Source organism: Devosia ureilytica (assembly GCF_024273195.1).
In the GTDB taxonomy this organism is placed as follows: Bacteria; Pseudomonadota; Alphaproteobacteria; order Rhizobiales; family Devosiaceae; genus Devosia; species Devosia ureilytica.
In genome coordinates this window covers 184,974-200,891 of sequence record NZ_JAMZCU010000006.1, presented here as the reverse complement: position 1 = coordinate 200,891, position 15,918 = coordinate 184,974, and the positions used below count along the sequence as shown (strand labels likewise).

15 protein-coding genes and 1 pseudogene are annotated in these 15,918 nt (G+C 62.3%); 6 read left to right on the top strand and 10 right to left on the bottom strand.

The features are described from left to right. The first annotated feature begins 39 nt into the window (after window positions 1–39). Window positions 40–495 carry a hypothetical protein gene (locus NIM87_RS16015; protein WP_254675701.1) on the top strand — a complete coding sequence of 152 codons (456 nt, stop codon included), beginning with the start codon at window positions 40–42 and terminating at the stop codon, window positions 493–495. 7 nt (window positions 496–502) lie between these two features. On the opposite strand, the gene NIM87_RS16010 is transcribed toward NIM87_RS16015, so the two are convergent. The 4 genes and pseudogenes from NIM87_RS16010 to NIM87_RS15995 form a co-directional block, all read right to left on the bottom strand. Next, the gene (locus NIM87_RS16010) at window positions 503–1,171 is read right to left on the bottom strand and encodes a DUF2306 domain-containing protein (RefSeq protein WP_254675700.1); all 669 of its coding nucleotides are present in this window, start codon (window positions 1,169–1,171) and stop codon (window positions 503–505) included. Between the two features lie 110 nt (window positions 1,172–1,281). After that, window positions 1,282–1,695, bottom strand: a pseudogene (locus NIM87_RS16005) (cell wall hydrolase); the annotation flags it as partial. 840 nt (window positions 1,696–2,535) lie between these two features. Continuing rightward, entirely contained in the window at window positions 2,536–3,093 is a 558-nt protein-coding gene (locus NIM87_RS16000) for a hypothetical protein (RefSeq protein WP_254675699.1), read from the bottom strand. An 84-nt stretch (window positions 3,094–3,177) separates the two neighbouring features. Continuing rightward, window positions 3,178–5,448, bottom strand: a complete 2,271-nt coding sequence (locus NIM87_RS15995; protein ID WP_254675698.1) for a putative PEP-binding protein — start codon at window positions 5,446–5,448, stop codon at window positions 3,178–3,180. Between the two features lie 119 nt (window positions 5,449–5,567). Here NIM87_RS15995 and ispH point away from each other — a divergent pair, with 119 nt between their 5' ends. Genes ispH through rnhA form a run of 3 tightly spaced genes read left to right on the top strand, consistent with a single transcriptional unit; the run spans window position 5,568 to window position 7,526 of the window. Further along, window positions 5,568–6,539, top strand: a complete 972-nt coding sequence (gene ispH / locus NIM87_RS15990; RefSeq protein ID WP_254675697.1) for a 4-hydroxy-3-methylbut-2-enyl diphosphate reductase — start codon at window positions 5,568–5,570, stop codon at window positions 6,537–6,539. After that, window positions 6,536–7,063, top strand: coding sequence for a GNAT family N-acetyltransferase (locus NIM87_RS15985; RefSeq protein ID WP_254675696.1), 528 nt, complete (start codon window positions 6,536–6,538; stop codon window positions 7,061–7,063). The genes ispH and NIM87_RS15985 overlap by 4 nt, the downstream gene beginning before the upstream one ends. Continuing rightward, on the top strand, window positions 7,056–7,526 hold the full coding sequence (gene rnhA, locus NIM87_RS15980) for a ribonuclease HI (RefSeq protein ID WP_254675695.1): 471 nt from the start codon (window positions 7,056–7,058) through the stop codon (window positions 7,524–7,526). The genes NIM87_RS15985 and rnhA overlap by 8 nt, the downstream gene beginning before the upstream one ends. A 108-nt stretch (window positions 7,527–7,634) precedes the next feature. Here rnhA and NIM87_RS15975 read toward each other — a convergent pair whose 3' ends face one another. Then, entirely contained in the window at window positions 7,635–8,621 is a 987-nt protein-coding gene (locus NIM87_RS15975) for a DUF808 domain-containing protein (RefSeq protein ID WP_254675694.1), read from the bottom strand. 66 nt (window positions 8,622–8,687) lie between these two features. Then, window positions 8,688–10,712 (bottom strand): glycine--tRNA ligase subunit beta, encoded by a 2,025-nt coding sequence (gene glyS, locus NIM87_RS15970; protein WP_254675693.1) that lies wholly within the window; start codon window positions 10,710–10,712, stop codon window positions 8,688–8,690. 130 nt (window positions 10,713–10,842) lie between these two features. Here glyS and NIM87_RS15965 point away from each other — a divergent pair, with 130 nt between their 5' ends. Continuing rightward, the gene (locus NIM87_RS15965) at window positions 10,843–11,436 is read left to right on the top strand and encodes a hypothetical protein (RefSeq protein WP_254675692.1); all 594 of its coding nucleotides are present in this window, start codon (window positions 10,843–10,845) and stop codon (window positions 11,434–11,436) included. On the opposite strand, the gene NIM87_RS15960 is transcribed toward NIM87_RS15965, so the two are convergent. Then, entirely contained in the window at window positions 11,392–13,296 is a 1,905-nt protein-coding gene (locus tag NIM87_RS15960; RefSeq protein ID WP_254675691.1) for a DUF2207 domain-containing protein, read from the bottom strand. The two genes, NIM87_RS15965 and NIM87_RS15960, sit on opposite strands and share 45 nt — an antisense overlap. 79 nt (window positions 13,297–13,375) lie before the next feature. Beyond that, a complete protein-coding gene (locus NIM87_RS15955) occupies window positions 13,376–13,933 on the bottom strand; it encodes a LemA family protein (RefSeq protein WP_254675690.1) in 558 nt (185 codons plus the stop codon). 294 nt (window positions 13,934–14,227) lie between these two features. Between NIM87_RS15955 and rnk the strand changes: the two genes are divergently transcribed. After that, complete coding sequence (gene rnk / locus NIM87_RS15950; protein WP_254675689.1) at window positions 14,228–14,635, top strand: nucleoside diphosphate kinase regulator; 408 nt, start codon at window positions 14,228–14,230, stop codon at window positions 14,633–14,635. A gap of 65 nt (window positions 14,636–14,700) precedes the next feature. Here rnk and NIM87_RS15945 read toward each other — a convergent pair whose 3' ends face one another. After that, the gene (locus tag NIM87_RS15945) at window positions 14,701–15,603 is read right to left on the bottom strand and encodes a glycine--tRNA ligase subunit alpha (RefSeq protein WP_254675764.1); all 903 of its coding nucleotides are present in this window, start codon (window positions 15,601–15,603) and stop codon (window positions 14,701–14,703) included. A gap of 76 nt (window positions 15,604–15,679) precedes the next feature. After that, window positions 15,680–15,913: a hypothetical protein gene (locus NIM87_RS15940; RefSeq protein WP_254675688.1), complete on the bottom strand. Its 234-nt coding sequence runs from the start codon at window positions 15,911–15,913 to the stop codon at window positions 15,680–15,682. Between the last annotated feature and the right edge of the window lie 5 nt (window positions 15,914–15,918).

The window sequence follows — 15,918 nt, the reverse complement described above, 5'->3', positions numbered from 1 at the left end:
GGCACCTGTGCCGAATTGGAACAGAACGGGACGTCCGCCATGAACCTGCCGACTCGCCATATGCTGATGGGCATGACCCTTGGCGCCGTTTGCGCGACTACCATCGCTGCCATTGGACCCGGCTTCGTGCTTCAAGCCATCGCCGACGAGATGCCGGCCGGCTTCGACACCGATAAGCTCGTCAAGTTCGAAGGACGCGACTACGAGGTCGACTATGCGGACTGGGTCTCTACGGACCCGCTGTCCAGCGCCACGGTCAAGAAGATCGAAGGCGGCAGGGTGAGCTATGTCAGCATCTCCACCACTGCAACCGGCACCTATTCCACCGATGGCCTCACCTCAAAACACGTTCTCTATCCAGGCGTCGACGTCACCGAAGTCGCTCCAAATCGCGCCAATTGGATGCGGTTCTGGAGCAACGGCAGCTGGTTCAACTTTTCGAGCCGTTCCGGCAATTCAGTCCTGAGATTGACCGGGCGCACCGTCGGCTACTGAGTTCAACTCAGGCGGTGGCCGGTAGCGCCCGGAGGCGATGCCCTTGGCGCCGCCCCAGCGCCCATTGCGCCACTGCCAGGTTGATGACCCAGCCCATGGCCAGGAGCAAATCGCCCACAATGGGAGATGGCTCGCCGAAAAGCAGCAGCCAGGGTATGCCGATTAGCATCTGTGTGCTGGCGCCCAGTCCAACTGCGTAGGCGCGCGTCATATGGGCCATATGCCGATCAAACCGCCGCGCCCTTGCCGCCAGGAAGCCGCGCAGCAGAAAGAACACCATTGCAGACCCGGCAAGGATGCGGAACCAGTAGAGCAACGGGCCTTCGCTGGGCGGATGCTGATAGAACTGGGTGAGCCAAAGGGCCGACAGCGCCGCAACCAACCCCGACACCACCAGAATCCGTCCGGACATCCGGTGCCAGGAGTGCCGCCGCAGCGCGGGCGAGAATTGCAGTGCACCAAGCAGGCTGAACAGGCAACCGCCGACGATATGCAGCACCACCGGCACGGGCATGGTGAAAAAGCGGGCCGTATCGGCAACCACTTCGGGCGGCACTTCCACATCGGCAAAGCGTAGCACCATGCGTCCGATTGCCGGCAGGAGTGGCAAAAGCCCGAGGACAATCAATGCAGCCAGGGAAAGCCGATTCCCGGTGGTGCTGGTGCTACTCGACATGAAGGTCTCCGTGGTCTTCTCGCCTAAAAAGACCACGAAACCAATTCAAACGAAATTGCAGAAAGCCGACGAAGTCATATGCACAAATGCACTATCGGACTGCAAACGGGTTATCCGAACAGCCAGCCCGACTTGAACTTGTAGAAAACATGCAGCCCGATCTGGGTGAGCTTGGTCATGCGCGGTGCCCAGGCGGGCCGCACATAAGTAGCGTGATAATGCGTCGCTTCGCCCACTTCCGTCAGATAAAGCTCGCCGGCTGTCACCTTTGAAGCGATTTCCTCGGCCTGGACCCAAGGCTCTCGCTCGGTGACAGTTTCGGGAATGCCGTCGCAGGCGAATGAGAACTGGCAGGAGTTGCGACGGTTCTGGTTCTGGAACACTACGCCGCAGATCGTGTCGGGATAGCGATGATCCTTGACCCGGTTGAGCACGACCTGCGCCACACCCACCTGACCGCGATAGGTCTCGCCGCGCGCCTCGAAATAGATTGCGGTTGCCAGGCACCACAGTTCCTTGTCGGACACTTCCATCGCGTCGCCCCTGGCGGCACTGCCGATTGCAGGCGTAGTGGCGCGAGCGTAGGCGAGTTGCTCGGGGACGGCCTCGGGCAGAGTCACGCCCGAAAGTGTCTCGTCGGATTTGGGCGCAATGCCGGCAATAGCATCCAGTGCCGCTGCCGCATTGGGATGCAGTGCGGCAACCGACATGCGCGGGCCGGCCTCATTGGGGGCCGCATCCGCCTGGGCGAAGCTCGATTGACCCAGTGCCGCCGGATCCGCGGGAGCGCGCAGAGCCGCGATCTGCAGCCGCGCTTCTTCGAAGCTTTTGGAAATGGCCAGCGCATCCACCGCCGGACGCACACGGTCGGTCTTGGCGGCGCGATTGGGACCGGTGAAGCTAACGCTGTCGAAGAGATGATCGACATTGCCGGTAATGACCGGGTCGATGCCTGAATAGCTCAGGTTCGCCTGGGCGATTGCAACGGGCTGAACCTGGCTGCCAGGCAGGCCCATCGTCCCCAAGGGGGCCGAGCCGGGACCGAAAGCCGCGCCGGCAAGGCCGACATAGGCAAGGGGAGCCACGATTGCCATCGCCAGCGTCCTGGCGAGGACAATGCCTCGGCTAACCGCTCTGACCGGGCGCGAACGCACCACTGGCCGGTGGGAAAGGACCATAAATAATACTCAACGCTACGCAACACGAACTACGCTCGGCAAATGTGACGCTCAAATGCCGACGGTCATGATGATCGGTTATTAAGGTTAGCGCTGGGTAAATGGGCTTCAGGGCGCCCAAAAGGCGCGGATGTGGCGGGGTTGGGGCGGTTCCACAGCCGCGGTGCGGCAGGTGGACGCAGTGTTCTACTGCCCGCAGGCGGCGATCACTGGAGCCACTTCATCGGCAAAGGATGCGACCCGGAAGCGGACCGACAGCGACCGCGTGCTGGCCGGGGTGACGCGCACCGTCAGATTGGTGGCCCCGATCAGCCCATCGAGAAAGGTCCGTGCGTCGGCCGTATTGTCGATGAGAATGGCCGTATTATCCTCATTGACGGGCAAGGTGGAGCTTCGGGCCCGTGCCAGGTCATATTGCAGGGTTATGCCGGTATCTCGGCCCAGCGCCGACATCGAATTGCCGGCAAAGCCGAAAGCGACCTTGAGCATGTCGGCCTCACAATAGACCGTGATGGTCGCCGGCGCCCTGCCGCTGGGACGCGCCGGGATGAGCTGCTCGGACTGGAGGACGACACTGGGTCCTTCAGTGCCCACCGGAGTGCCGGTTCTGAACAGGTCGTCGTAGCAGGTCAGGCGCTCGGTATCATCGTCGATGGTGGCGCATTGTGCGCCCGATTGCGCGGCGGCCGGCAAACCCAACACGAGGAGCACAGGCAATGCCAGGAGGAAAATAAGTCTTTTCACGAACGCAATGCCCCTTCCCAAGGTCCCGGCTTCTTGCCGGCTGGTTCTTCCGCCATTCCGATATAGGTACGGAACGCCATCTATTTAAGCGGACGCCTGGGCCAAGGTCAGCCGGGCAACCGGAACACGATAGGGTGAGCAGCTGACATAGTCGACGCCCAGGCCGGCAAAGAACTGCAGCGAGGTAGGATCGCCGGCATGTTCGCCGCAAATGCCGATCTTGAGGCGGGGATTGGCTGCCTTGCCCCGTGCGATGGCAATGGTGATCATTTCGCCCACGCCCTTCTCGTCGATGGTGACGAAGGGATCGCGCTCATAGACGCCCTTGCGATGGTAGGCGGCGAGGAATGCAGGCGCGTCGTCTCGCGAAATACCAAAGGTGGTCTGGGTCAGATCATTTGTGCCAAACGAGATGAAATCCACCATCGAGGCAATGTCCCCAGCGCGCAGGCAGGCGCGTGGCAATTCAATCATGGTGCCGAAGGAGAACCGCACACGGTCCGAACGAGTGAGCCCGGAATTCTCGAGCATGGCAAATACCCGCTCGCGGACCCAGGAGACTTCCGTTGCCGTCGAAACGAAAGGCACCATGACCTCAATAACGACTGGTTCGGCCTGCCGCTCACTGGCGGCGCGGGCACCGGCAAGCACCGCCTGCATCTGCATCTGCAGGATTTCGGGATAGGTGATGGCAAGGCGCACGCCGCGGTGCCCAAGCATGGGATTGATCTCGGCAATGCGTTCAAGTCGCAGGCGAAGCGCCCTCACGGCGACGCCGAGCGACGCTGCGGTATCTTCGATTTCCTCGTCGGTGCGTGGCAGGAATTCGTGCAGGGGGGGATCGAACAGGCGTACCGTGACCGGCAATCCCCGCATGGCCGAGAACAGCGCCGAATAGTCGCCGGTTTGGAAGTCCACCAACCCGGCCAACGCCCGGGAGCGCGCATCCTCGTCCTCGGAGAGGATCATGCGCCGCAGCGCCACCATGCGCTCGGGCGAAAAGAACATGTGTTCGGAGCGCGCCAGGCCAATGCCCTCGGCTCCAAAACTCAGTGCCGTCTGCGCCGATTCGACCGTCTCCACATTTGTGCGCACGGCAATTCTGCGGCTGGCATCAGACCAGCTCAGGAGCTTGCTGATGGCACCGCCGATCTGCGGCTGCGCCAACGGCAGATTGCCCAGATACACCGCGCCATCGGTGCCATCGATGGTCAACCGATCGCCGGCGCGGAACTCGCGATCACCGATGCGGCACACCATTTCCAGCGTATCCACAGTCAGGCTACGCACGCCGGCGACACAGGGCTTGCCGGTGATGCGGGCGATGACGCCCGCGTGGCTCGACATGCCGCCCCGTGCGGTGAGAATGCCCGTGGCCGCCTTCATGCCCTCGATATCGGCGGGGCCGGTTTCGTTGACCACGAGAATGCAATGCTTGCCCCGGGCGCGCAGCCGCGCCGCGTCGTCGGCGCTGAAGGTGATGATGCCGCTGGCAGCGCCCGGCGAGACTCCGAGCCCCATGGCTATCGGCGTCACCTCCTCGGGGGACTTCAGCCGCGGATGCAGCATCAACGCCAACCGGCTGGCATCGACGCGACTGACCGCATTGTGCGGCGTCCATATCTTGCGCTCGACGCGGTCCACGGCCGCTTCCAACTCGGCCCCGGCGCCGGCCTGCACGGGGCGCGCGGAGAGGAAGGTCACCTGTTTCTTGTTGATCGCGACGAGGCAAGCCATGTGCCGTCCGGCCTTGGCATCGAGCAATTCGATCAGTGCGCCGACACCCTCGGGCAGGCGCGGCAAAGGGCTGCCATTGAGGGGCGCCGGCCCCAAACTCCCGGTGGTCGCATTGCGCGTCAGGAACTGCTCAATTTCGCCGTCCATGCGCGCCTGTACTAGCACAATCTGGCGACCGCGGTCGTCCTCGTGGCGCGGGCCGGTCCAGCCGCGCCCGAAAAAGCCATAACTCTCAAAGGCCTGCTTGATCGCCTTGGCCAGCGGGCGGCTGGGGTCGACCGCGTCTTCGGGGGCGGTGGGAGCAGCAATACCCAGCCGCGCTGGTGCCAGACCACTATTGTGCGCCGATGCGGAGGTGCGCACGACCAGTTGAGGCGGATTGCCGTCCTTGGCGACGAGCTTATAGAGGCAGGCCACCCAATGGGTGCGCAATCGCGTGTCCTGCCGCGACCGTTCCGACTGCAACTCCTCCCAGGCGGCGCGGGTGATGGCGATAGTCGGCACTGTCGGGAAACCAGCTTCGCCGACTCGAAAGATCCATCGCGCCTTGCCGGTAAGCAGCTTCAATTGGCCAGCGCTCAGGTTCGCCTTCCCCATGGCTGGGGCAATCGCAAACATTTCCTGCGCCAAACTCACCTGGAACCGTCCTGGTCATACTATCACTTGCATATTGCCCATGCCCTGCCCCGGCTGCAACAGGACTTGACTTGCAGGGGCGACGAAAGCATCTGATCTGCATGGAAAAAAGGCCGCATCTCGACATTCTGCTCTGCGCACCGCGCGGATTCTGCGCTGGCGTTGACCGCGCGATACAGATCGTGGAGCTGGCGCTCCAGAAATATGGCGCGCCGGTCTATGTGCGCCACGCCATCGTGCATAACAAATATGTGGTGGAAGGGCTCAAGGCCAAGGGCGCCGTGTTTGTTGAAGAACTCGACGAAATCCCCGAGACCGAGGCGCCCGTTGTGTTCTCTGCCCATGGCGTGCCCAAAAGCGTGCCGGCCGATGCCAAGAGCCGCAACATGTTTTTCCTCGATGCGACCTGCCCACTGGTCTCAAAGGTCCATGTGGAAGCCTCGCGCCATTTCGAGGAAGGCCATGAAATCGTGCTGATCGGTCATGCCGGTCACCCCGAAGTGATCGGCACCATGGGCCAGCTACCGGTGGGCGCGGTGACACTGATCGAGACAGTGGCTGACGCCAATGCGTTCAACCCAAAAGATCCAGAAACGCTGGCCTTCGTGACCCAGACAACACTGTCGGTCGACGACACGCGCGAAATCGTGGCTGCCCTGCGTGCCCGCTTCCCCGCCATCAATGGCCCACACAAGGAAGACATCTGCTACGCAACCACTAATCGGCAGGAATCAATCAAGGCGGTGGCGCCGCTGGTCGATGCGATGATTGTGGTGGGCTCGCCCCATTCATCCAATTCACAGCGGCTGGTGGAAGTGGCCCTGCGGAGTGGCTGCAAGGTCGCGACCCTGGTGGACCGGGCCAGCGACATTGATTGGTCACTCTATGGCAACCTCACCTCGCTGGGCGTCAGCGCGGGCGCATCGGCGCCGGAAAGCCTGGTGGAGGAGGTAATCGACGCCTTTGCCGAGCGCTATACGGTCACGGTCGAAACCAAGACCACAGCCGAAGAGAACATTGCCTTCAACATCCCCCGCGTCTTGCGCGACCTGGAAGCGAACTCTGCCCGATGAGCGGTCTCGAGCTTTTCGAGACCGAGCGCCTCGTTCTCTCAGGCTGGCGCATGGATCAGCTCGATGATCTGGTGGCGTTGCACGGCAGCCCCAATGTCGCGCGCTACCTGACGGTGAGCGGCGCCCCATGGACCCGAGAGCAGGCAGAAAAGTCCGTCGCCCATTGGATCGACCTATTCGAGACCCGGCAATTGGGCAAGTTGCGGCTCACCCGCAAATCCGACGGCGCCTTTGTTGGCCGGGCCGGCTTCGGCATTTATCCCCCCACCGGTGAACCGGAACTAGGATACGCCCTGTTCGAGGGCTATCACGGGGCAGGCTATGCCAAGGAAGCGGCATTGGGATTGCGTGACTGGTTCTTCGCCAATAACAAAGGCGAGCACTTCATCGGCATGGCCGATGTCCGCAACGCCCCTTCCCTCGCGATCCTCGAGAAAATCGGCATGGAAAAAACCCATGTCGAGGTCGACCATCTCGGGCTCACATGCCAGTTCCATATCTATCGGCTACCCGTCCATGTCTGACTCAGTCACAATCCACACCGACGGCGCCTGTTCGGGAAATCCGGGTCCGGGCGGCTGGGGGGCTATCCTGCAGTTTGGGGCGCACCGCAAGGAACTGAAGGGCGGCGAGGCGCTAACCACCAACAACCGCATGGAATTGACCGCGGCCATCGAGGCGCTTAACGCCCTGACCCGCGCCTGCGCGGTGGATCTGCACACCGACAGCCAATATGTCAAAAACGGCGTCCAGAGCTGGATTCATGGCTGGAAGCGCAACGGCTGGCGCACCGCCGACAAGAAGCCGGTGAAAAATGTCGAGCTATGGCAGGCGCTGGATGAGGCGACGAAACGTCACGAGATTTCCTGGCATTGGGTCAAAGGCCACGCCGGGGACGAATTGAATGAGCGCGCCGACGAATTGGCGCGCGAAGGTATGGCGCCGTTCAAAGGCAAGAAGGTCGCCGGGCTGACGCCACCTGTCTGACAGGGACCCAGGATCGCCATCTGTTCCTTTGAGAGACCTGCACGCTCGCCACGCCCCTCGCCCGAAGCGCGAGCGGCCGCTGGAGCCGACGTTTCGAGCGTGACGAGTTTAGGCCGCACGCCGCATCGGTAGCGCCGACTTGATCACTTTCCATACCGGCGTCACGACATAGCCCACGACAGGAATGAGCAGAGCGCCGAGCGCCAGGCCGAAGAGGAAATCGAAGCCTGCCGTGGCAAACCATCCGGCAAAGCCAGCGATGGCCGGGAAGGCGCTTTCCGCCCAGTGGGCTGCGGCTTCGATGAGATGCTCAGGCCAATCGAGGCCAAATTCGTAGAGACCATGCACGACAATGCTGCCGCCGACCCAGGTCATGGCGGCAGTGCCGATAAGGCTGAGCGCCTGCATCAGGACAGGCATGGCAACGACAATACCCCGGCCGGTGGCGCGGCCCGCACTAGTGCGCGCATTGCGGGCCAGCCAGACGCCGAAATCGTCGCCTTTGACGATCAGCGCCACGGCCCCATAGACGAGGATGGTAATGCCGATGCCCGCCATGGCCAGCACGGCGGCGCGCGTCCAGAAATCGGGAGCCTCCACCGCAGCCAGGATAATGGTCATGATCTCGGCCGAGAGAATGAAATCGGTCTTGATGGCGCCGGCAACCTTCTGCTCCTCAAGCGAAGCGGGCGCGATGGCGGTATGCTCGAGCGCGGCTTCATGAACCTCGGCCTGGTGAGGCGCGACGAGATGAAATACCTTTTCCGCCCCTTCGTAACAGAGATAGGCCCCGCCGATCATGAGCAGGGGCGTAATCAGCCATGGGGCGAATATCGAGAGGAGCAGCGCAGCGGGCAACAGGAACAGCAGTTTGTTGCGGATCGAGCCCCGGGCGATCTTGGCGACAATGGGCAGTTCGCGCTCGGCCGAAAAGCCATGGACGTAATTCGGTGTCACAGCGGCATCGTCGATAACCGCGCCGGCAGCCTTGGCCCCCGCCTTGGCCGCCTGGCCCGCAACGTCGTCCAGGGACGCAGCGGCCACTTTCACAAGGCCCGCGACATCGTCGAGAAGGGCGATTAGGCCTACGCTCATGCTGAACCCCAGGATTGAACAGGAAACGACAGCGAGACCCGCAGGCGCTGCAGGCAGGTCTCTCGTTTATCCAGCGACCTTTCCGAAATCGGCCACCAGATGCATGGTGTCGCGCAGGCGCGCCAGCAGATTGAGGCGGTTGGCGCGGACTGCCGGGTCGGCGTCATTGACCAGCACCGCGGTGAAAAAGGCATCGACCGGCGCGCGCAGCGTTGCCAGCTCGGCCATGGCGCCCTTGTAGTCATCCTTGGCGACATGTGCAGCCACAGCCGCATGGACGGCGTCAACGGCAAAGGCCAGCGCGGTTTCTTCGGGCAGCTTGAGCGCGACCTGATCGACAGCGCCGGCAAAGGTCTTGCCGTCCTTCTTTTCCTCGGCCGCCAGGATATTGGCGGCGCGCTTGTAACCAGCCAAAAGATTGGCGCCATCATCACTGGCAAGCAGGCTCGACAGGGCTTCGGCGCGCTGGGTGATCTGCAGCATATCGTTGCTGTCCGAAGCGATAACCGCGTCCACCAGATCGTGGCGGGCGCCGGCGTCGCGCAAGGTCACCTTGAGGCGGTCATGGAAGAAGGCCAGCAGATCAGGCTCGACCTTGAGCGGGAATTTCAGCCCATTCTCGGTGATGATACGGATGACGCCGAGAGCCGCGCGGCGCAGAGCGAATGGGTCGCGCGAGCCGGTGGGCTTTTCGTCGATCGACCAGAAACCAGAGAGTACATTGAGCTTGTCGGCCAACGCCACGGCAATCGACACTGGCTCCGTCGGCACGCGGTCGGAAGGGCCGACTGGCTTGTAGTGCATTTCGAGGGCATGGGCGATGGCCGCCGGTTCCTTCTGAGCGGTTGCGTAGTAGCGTCCCATGAGGCCTTGCAATTCGGGGAATTCGCCGACCATGCCGGTGACGAGATCGGCCTTGGCGAGCATGGCGGCGCGGCGGGTCATCTCGACATCGGCGCCCACCTGGGGGGCGATTTCGGCTGCCAGGTGCACCAGGCGTTCGACCATGGCGAACTGAGTGCCCAGCTTGGCGTGGAACACCATGTCTTCGAGCTTGGGAAGGCCGTGCTCCAGCGGAATAGCAAGGTCACCCTGATAGAAAAAGGCCGCATCAGACAAACGCGCACGAATAACGCGCTCATTGCCAGCTACTACAACGGCACCGCCGTCGGCGGGTATAGTGTTGGCAGTGATAATAAAATTGGGAGCCAACTTCCCGGAGCCATCGCGGAGGCAGAAGCACTTTTGGTTGGCGCGGATGGTGGCGATGATGACTTCCTCGGGCAGCTTGAGGAATTCGGGATCGAACGAACCCATCATCACATTGGGCCACTCGACCAGGCCCGCAACTTCTTCCAGCAGGCCCTCGTCATGGATAACGCTAAGTCCTTGGGCGAACGCGAGATTATCGGCGTCGGTGCGAATGATATCCTTGCGGCGGTCGATGTCGAGCACCACTTTGGCGCGCTCGAGCGCGATCTGGTAGTCGTCGAAACGCTTGACGCGGATGGCGTCTGGCGCAAGGAACCGATGCCCGAACGTTGTCTGGCCGGCCTCCAGGCCTGCGATCATGAACGGAATCTGAACAGGTTCGTCGTTCTCGGTGCCGAAGGTGGCGGTAATGGCGCGCAGCGGGCGCACCCAATTGAAGCTCCCCGAGCCCCAGCGCATCGACTTGGCCCAGCCGAAATCGGTCATCACCTTTGGCAGGATGTCCGAAAGCAGGTCGACCGCATCGGCGCCCGGCTTTTCAATCACTGCCACATAGAAGTCGCCCTTCTTGGGATCGCTTTCCACCTTGGCCTGGTCGATGGACGAGAGGCCCGCGGCGCGCAGGAAACCATCGATGGCCGGCTGTGGCGCACCAAGCTTGGGGCCTTTTTTCTCTTCGCGCGTATCGGGAGAGCGCGCCGGCAGGCCGGACACCGACAGCGCCAGGCGGCGCGGGGTCACAAAGGCCTTGGCGCCCTCATAGACCAGACCTGCATCAACCAGAGCATTGGTGACAGCCTTCTTGAGGTCCTCGGCCGCACGGCGCTGAAAGCGGGCGGGGATTTCCTCGGAGAAGAGTTCAAGCAGCAGTTCGGGCATGGTGGTAACCGGTTCTTTTCAGGCGTCGTTTGCCTAGCAACCGAACGGCCCAAAGTCCATGGGGCTGGCGCGCGGAGTCGCCAGATGAGCGCCTGCGATCTATTGTGAAGCCCAACCATATGGGGATGCCATGTCAACCGCGGGTGCGCCGACCATTGCGATAGAGCTTGAGACCCTCGATGAGCTCTTTACGCCGCCGCTTGCTGATCCGCTGGCCGGCCGGTTTGAAACCAGCTCAGGCGTCCACAGGATTGAACAGCTGACCAGGATGCTGCCGCCGCAGGACCGGGCGCAGGCGCGGATCACTATTACAGTGCCCCCGCAGCCCGAACATGCGGAGCTGAGCCAGCGTATCGGTGACGCACTGGCCGGATACACCCAGGCGCGCATCACGGAGGTCACCCGCTCCCTGGGGCGCACCCTACATGCCGGACGCGATGCCCTATGGCTTGGCCTGGGTTTTCTGGCCTGCTGCATGGCGCTGTCGAGCATGTTTTCGGCAACTGCCTGGCTGCCAGCGTTCGTCCAGCGCCTTTTCAGTGAGGGCCTGATCATTGCCGGCTGGGTTGCCCTGTGGCGGCCAATCGAGCTGCTGCTCTACGACTCGCGGCCATTCCGCCAATATCTGCGCGTGCTCAAGGCCATTTCAGGCATGCCTGTGACAATTGTGGAACGGACCTTACCAGCCGCCACCACCACCACCGCCACCGCCGCCGCCCGATGAACCACCGCCGCCTGAGCCGGAAGAGCTGGCCTGCACCGGTTGCGCCGCGACCATGGCGGCGGCCATGCCGGACGAAGCGGTAGCCACGGCCCGGGAAATTCCACCCGAGGAAAAATTGCGGCTGCCCGAATACCAGCTCGGCGAATAGCTCGCCTGCTCGTCGCTGACGGCATTGCGCTTCAGTTCAGCCTCGAAGTGTTCGGCCCAGGGTTTTTCCACTTCGAGCGCGATGGCATAGGGCAGGATGCGCTCGAAGCGCGCGATGGTCATGGGTGGCTCATCGACGATGTTGAGCCGGTTTTTCTCGGCGGTTTCGAGGTAGAGCCGGAAACCGTCGATCTCGTCCATCACCTTGCGGCCCTGCACGGTGGGGGCGCGCATGAGCACGGTGAAGATCACGCAGATCACCACCATGGAACCGGCGGCCAAGGCGGCGGAATTGATGGTGACGCCGGTGAAGGTTTCCAGCAGCCCGCCGCCCATATTGAAGGCGAAAACGCCAATAAAGATGATCGTCATGAAGCGCTGGAACAGCCCGCCCGACTTGATGGTGCTGAACAGCACCCCGGCGACGACGCCCACAAAAACCCCGCCGAACAGGGCCACGAACAGCCAGATCGGTTCGAGGACGTCGAGCACCACCATGCCAAGGATCATCAGTGCGGCAAGGACGAAGCCGAAGCCGGCAAAGCCCCAGTTGTGGTTGAACCAGACCTTGCGGTTTTCACTTTCGATGGCGCCGACAAACTCAGTACGCTTGGAGTCGAGGTCCCTGCCATTGGCTTTGTCAAAGGTGACCGCGCCGCGGCTGCTGAAATAGCCGTACAGAACCTGCTCGCCGACCGGCAGCTTGGTGTCCGGCTTCCTGCCGGTCGTGGCGACGGTGAGGGTCTTGTCGGGATTGCGAATGGTGACGAGGCCCTTGACCCCGAGATTGAAAATTGCCGCCGTCATTGCGGTCCAACCGGAATTGGCAAAGCCCCATTTATTGACATAGTGGGTCAGGGCCGGCGAGAAATCGCGCGGCGGATGGAACAGCGGGATGATCGTGCCCTTTGGCGGATCGCGCCCCACACGCATCCAGGCGGCAAAGCTGTAGACCAGCAGCAAAATGACCGCGAGAACCGGTAGCCAGACTTCGCGCAGGTCGGAAGCGGCCTGCAACAGGGCGGCCATGCCCTCGGGATAGGCAACGACGCCCTTCTGGAACGAGACTGCAAAACTCATGCCCTCGCCCGAAGCCAGCGGGCGCTGGGTGCGGAAGATGGCGGTCGTGTCGCTTTCGCGGGTAATGGCCACGTCCCTTTCGGTCGAGCCGACAACGCCAGTGTAGGCGGCAATATCCTTGAGCACCGCCCCCCCGGGCAGGCGCACGCGCGCCACCGAGGTCAGAATGGGAAAATCCCAATAATTGCCGGTGGCGTTCCAATAGAGTTCGTCGCCCTTCTTGGTGGGCCGGGCCATGCGATCCATGGTGTAGCTGATGGTGTAGCGATGCACGCCAAACCCGATCAGAACGTCGGGATCGCCAATCCAGATGCGCTGGAAATCGCCCATGCGCTCGACCCGGAACATTTCGGCCTGGCCAGCGCGGGTCACCGCCTGGACGTCGAGGTCGATGCGGATCTTGTTGCCGCTGGCGCCCTGCATGGTCACCGGAATATCGCGGTAGATGCCGCGCCGGATCTGACTGCCCTCTGCATTGACGTCAATTGTTTCGAGCACCGCCACCGAGCCATCGGTGCGCAGCTCGACATCACTGGCGAAGGCGCGGATTTCCTCGCGCGCCACGGTGGGCAGCGCGAGGGCGAGCGAGGCGACGACAATGGCGAGTAACCGCGTGAAACCCGTGATGATCATGTCTGGTTTGCGTCCCCACACTCGATGTCACCCCGCCCCTTGGTCGGGGTGACCGCCGATGGACATGGCCGTCGGAATGCTAAAACTTCACCTGCGGCACGGCGCGGTCGGCTTCGTTCTCGAGCTCGAAATATTCGGCCTGCTCGAATTTGAAAGCATTGGCGACGACGTTGGAGGGGAAGCTTTCCACCTGAATGTTGAGGTTGCGCACCGCGCCATTGTAGTAGCGGCGAGACATCTGGATTTCGTCCTCGACGCCCTGCAGGGCCGACTGGAATTCAAGGAAGGTGGTGTTGGCCTTGAGGTCGGGATAGGCCTCTGCCACCGCCAGGAGGCGCCCCAGCGCCGAGGACAGCTCGCCTTCCGCCTGGGCGCGCGCGGCGGGACCAGATGAAGCAGCGCTCGTGGCCTTGGCGCGGGCATTGACCACGGCGTCGAGCGTTTCGCGCTCATGGACCATATAGCCCTTCACCGTCTCCATGAGATTGGGGATGAGGTCGGTGCGGCGCTTCAATTGCACGTCGATGCCCGACCAGCCCTCGCGCACCATTTGCCGGTTCGAAACCAGGCTGTTGTAGATGACGATGGCATAGCCGGCGATGCCGACCACCAGGGCAAGAATGACCCAACCGAACATTGTGCGCTCCCTCAAGCGATTTCGGCCCGGAGACTGGCAGTTTGGCCCGTTGTTTGCAACGCCGGAGAGGGCAAGCACTTGACTTCGGCCAGCCAATCCCTAGCTTTCAAGCATGAATATGCGCCCCAGCCATCGCTGCATCATCCTCCCCGAAGGATAGACGCCCTAGGCATGCTCACGCCGGAGCCTGTTTAGGGCTCACGTGCTTCGTCGGCGCCCATTTCCACATTATCGCATGACCATCCACGAGCGCCGCATGTTTGCGCGCGCCGGACGCCATCAAGGACAAAAAGAATGACCGAAATCCGTCGCGACCTCACCCCACCCCTGACCCTGGGCAAGAACGATCACGCCAAGCTGACCGCGCTGGCCGAGGCAGGACTGGACCGCAATGCCAACCTGGCCGAAATTCTGCTGACGGAGCTTGATCGCGCCAAGGTGGTTGATGACGCCAAGCTGCCCGAGGGCGTGGTGCGCATGGGCGCCCGCGTTACCTACCAGACCAATTCGGGGCAGGAGCAGACTGTGACGCTGGTTTATCCAGTGGACGCCGATATTGCTGAAGGGCGTATCTCGGTGATGACGCCCATCGGCGCGGCCTTGATCGGGCTCAAGGCCGGTCAGTCGATTACCTGGCACGACCGCGCCGACAAGCGCCACAAGCTGACCATTGTGAAGGTGGACGCCTCAGTCAGCGTGTAGATGGATCAGTTCCATCGCCTCCCTCCCCATGGTGGGGAGGGAGGCAGAAGGACCTTGGCGGCAGATTACTCCGCGCCGCCGCCGGCGGTCTGGAGCCAGGCTTCGCCGCAGGCCTTGGCCAATTCGCGGATGCGCAGGATATAGCTCTGCCGCTCGGTGACCGAGATCACACCGCGGGCGTCGAGCATATTGAAATTGTGCGAGGCCTTGATGACCTGTTCATAGGCCGGCATGGCCATGGTCTGACGATTGGCCTCGGCGCCTTTTTCGAGAATGGCGCGGCATTCCTTTTCGGCATCGGCGAAATGGCGAAACAGGATTTCGGTGTCAGCGGCCTCGAAATTGTACTTGGACTGCTCCTGCTCGTTCTGCAGGAACACGTCGCCATAGCTCACCCGCTCGGCGCCTTCGCGGCCGTTGAAGTTGAGGTCATAGACGTTTTCGACGCCCTGTACATACATGGCGAGGCGTTCGAGGCCATAGGTGATCTCACCCGGCACCGGCGAACATTCAAAGCCGGCGACCTGCTGGAAATAGGTGAACTGGCTCACTTCCATGCCGTCGCACCAGCACTCCCACCCGAGGCCCCAGGCGCCCAGCGTCGGGCTTTCCCAATCATCTTCCACAAAACGGATATCGTGCACCGACTGGTCGAGACCGATGGCGGCCAGCGAATCCAGATAGAGCTGCTGAATATTGTCCGGCGACGGCTTCAGGATCACCTGGAACTGGTAGTAGTGCTGCAGCCGATTGGGGTTCTCGCCATAGCGTCCGTCCGTCGGGCGACGGCTGGGCTGCACATAAGCGGCCTTCCAGTGCTTGGGACCAAGCGCGCGCAGGGTTGTGGCCGTGTGAAAGGTCCCCGCGCCCATCTGCATGTCATAGGGCTGCAGAATGACACAGCCCTGCTCGGCCCAGAATTGCTGCAGCGTCAGGATCAGACCCTGGAACGAGTTCTTCGGGTCCATATGGGCGGGGCGAGCGGTCATCAGACAGTCCTGGGTATGAAGGCGGTCAAACCTCTAGAGAGGTGGACCCAAAGGGTCAATGCCGCTTGTCGGCATCGTCCTTGTCGCGGGGCCGGAACGTGCCATCGTCGTCGCGCTTCAATTCGATGACGTCGGGGCGCTGACGCTCCGCGCGATCGCGCTCGCGGGCGAGGCGCTTTGCCTCTTCGGCGTCGGCATTGAACTTGCCGGACCAGTCCTTCCAGATGCGGCGAACGCCGAAATAGATCAGCAGGCCGAGGACAATGAAAATCAGAATGCGCAGCAGCATGTCAG

Excerpts from the sequence above, each read along its gene's own strand:
- NIM87_RS15965 (WP_254675692.1), top strand. The coding sequence starts at position 10,843 with ATGTCAACCGCGGGTGCGCCGACCATTGCGATAGAGCTTGAGACCCTC.
- glyS (WP_254675693.1), bottom strand. The coding sequence starts at position 10,712 with ATGCCCGAACTGCTGCTTGAACTCTTCTCCGAGGAAATCCCCGCCCGC.
- rnk (WP_254675689.1), top strand. The coding sequence starts at position 14,228 with ATGACCGAAATCCGTCGCGACCTCACCCCACCCCTGACCCTGGGCAAG.
- rnhA (WP_254675695.1), top strand. The coding sequence starts at position 7,056 with ATGTCTGACTCAGTCACAATCCACACCGACGGCGCCTGTTCGGGAAAT.
- NIM87_RS15985 (WP_254675696.1), top strand. The coding sequence starts at position 6,536 with ATGAGCGGTCTCGAGCTTTTCGAGACCGAGCGCCTCGTTCTCTCAGGC.
- NIM87_RS15945 (WP_254675764.1), bottom strand. The coding sequence starts at position 15,603 with ATGGACCCGAAGAACTCGTTCCAGGGTCTGATCCTGACGCTGCAGCAA.
- NIM87_RS16015 (WP_254675701.1), top strand. The coding sequence starts at position 40 with ATGAACCTGCCGACTCGCCATATGCTGATGGGCATGACCCTTGGCGCC.
- NIM87_RS16010 (WP_254675700.1), bottom strand. The coding sequence starts at position 1,171 with ATGTCGAGTAGCACCAGCACCACCGGGAATCGGCTTTCCCTGGCTGCA.
- NIM87_RS15940 (WP_254675688.1), bottom strand. The coding sequence starts at position 15,913 with ATGCTGCTGCGCATTCTGATTTTCATTGTCCTCGGCCTGCTGATCTAT.
- NIM87_RS15960 (WP_254675691.1), bottom strand. The coding sequence starts at position 13,296 with ATGATCATCACGGGTTTCACGCGGTTACTCGCCATTGTCGTCGCCTCG.
- ispH (WP_254675697.1), top strand. The coding sequence starts at position 5,568 with ATGGAAAAAAGGCCGCATCTCGACATTCTGCTCTGCGCACCGCGCGGA.
- NIM87_RS15995 (WP_254675698.1), bottom strand. The coding sequence starts at position 5,448 with ATGTTTGCGATTGCCCCAGCCATGGGGAAGGCGAACCTGAGCGCTGGC.
- NIM87_RS15955 (WP_254675690.1), bottom strand. The coding sequence starts at position 13,933 with ATGTTCGGTTGGGTCATTCTTGCCCTGGTGGTCGGCATCGCCGGCTAT.
- NIM87_RS15975 (WP_254675694.1), bottom strand. The coding sequence starts at position 8,621 with ATGAGCGTAGGCCTAATCGCCCTTCTCGACGATGTCGCGGGCCTTGTG.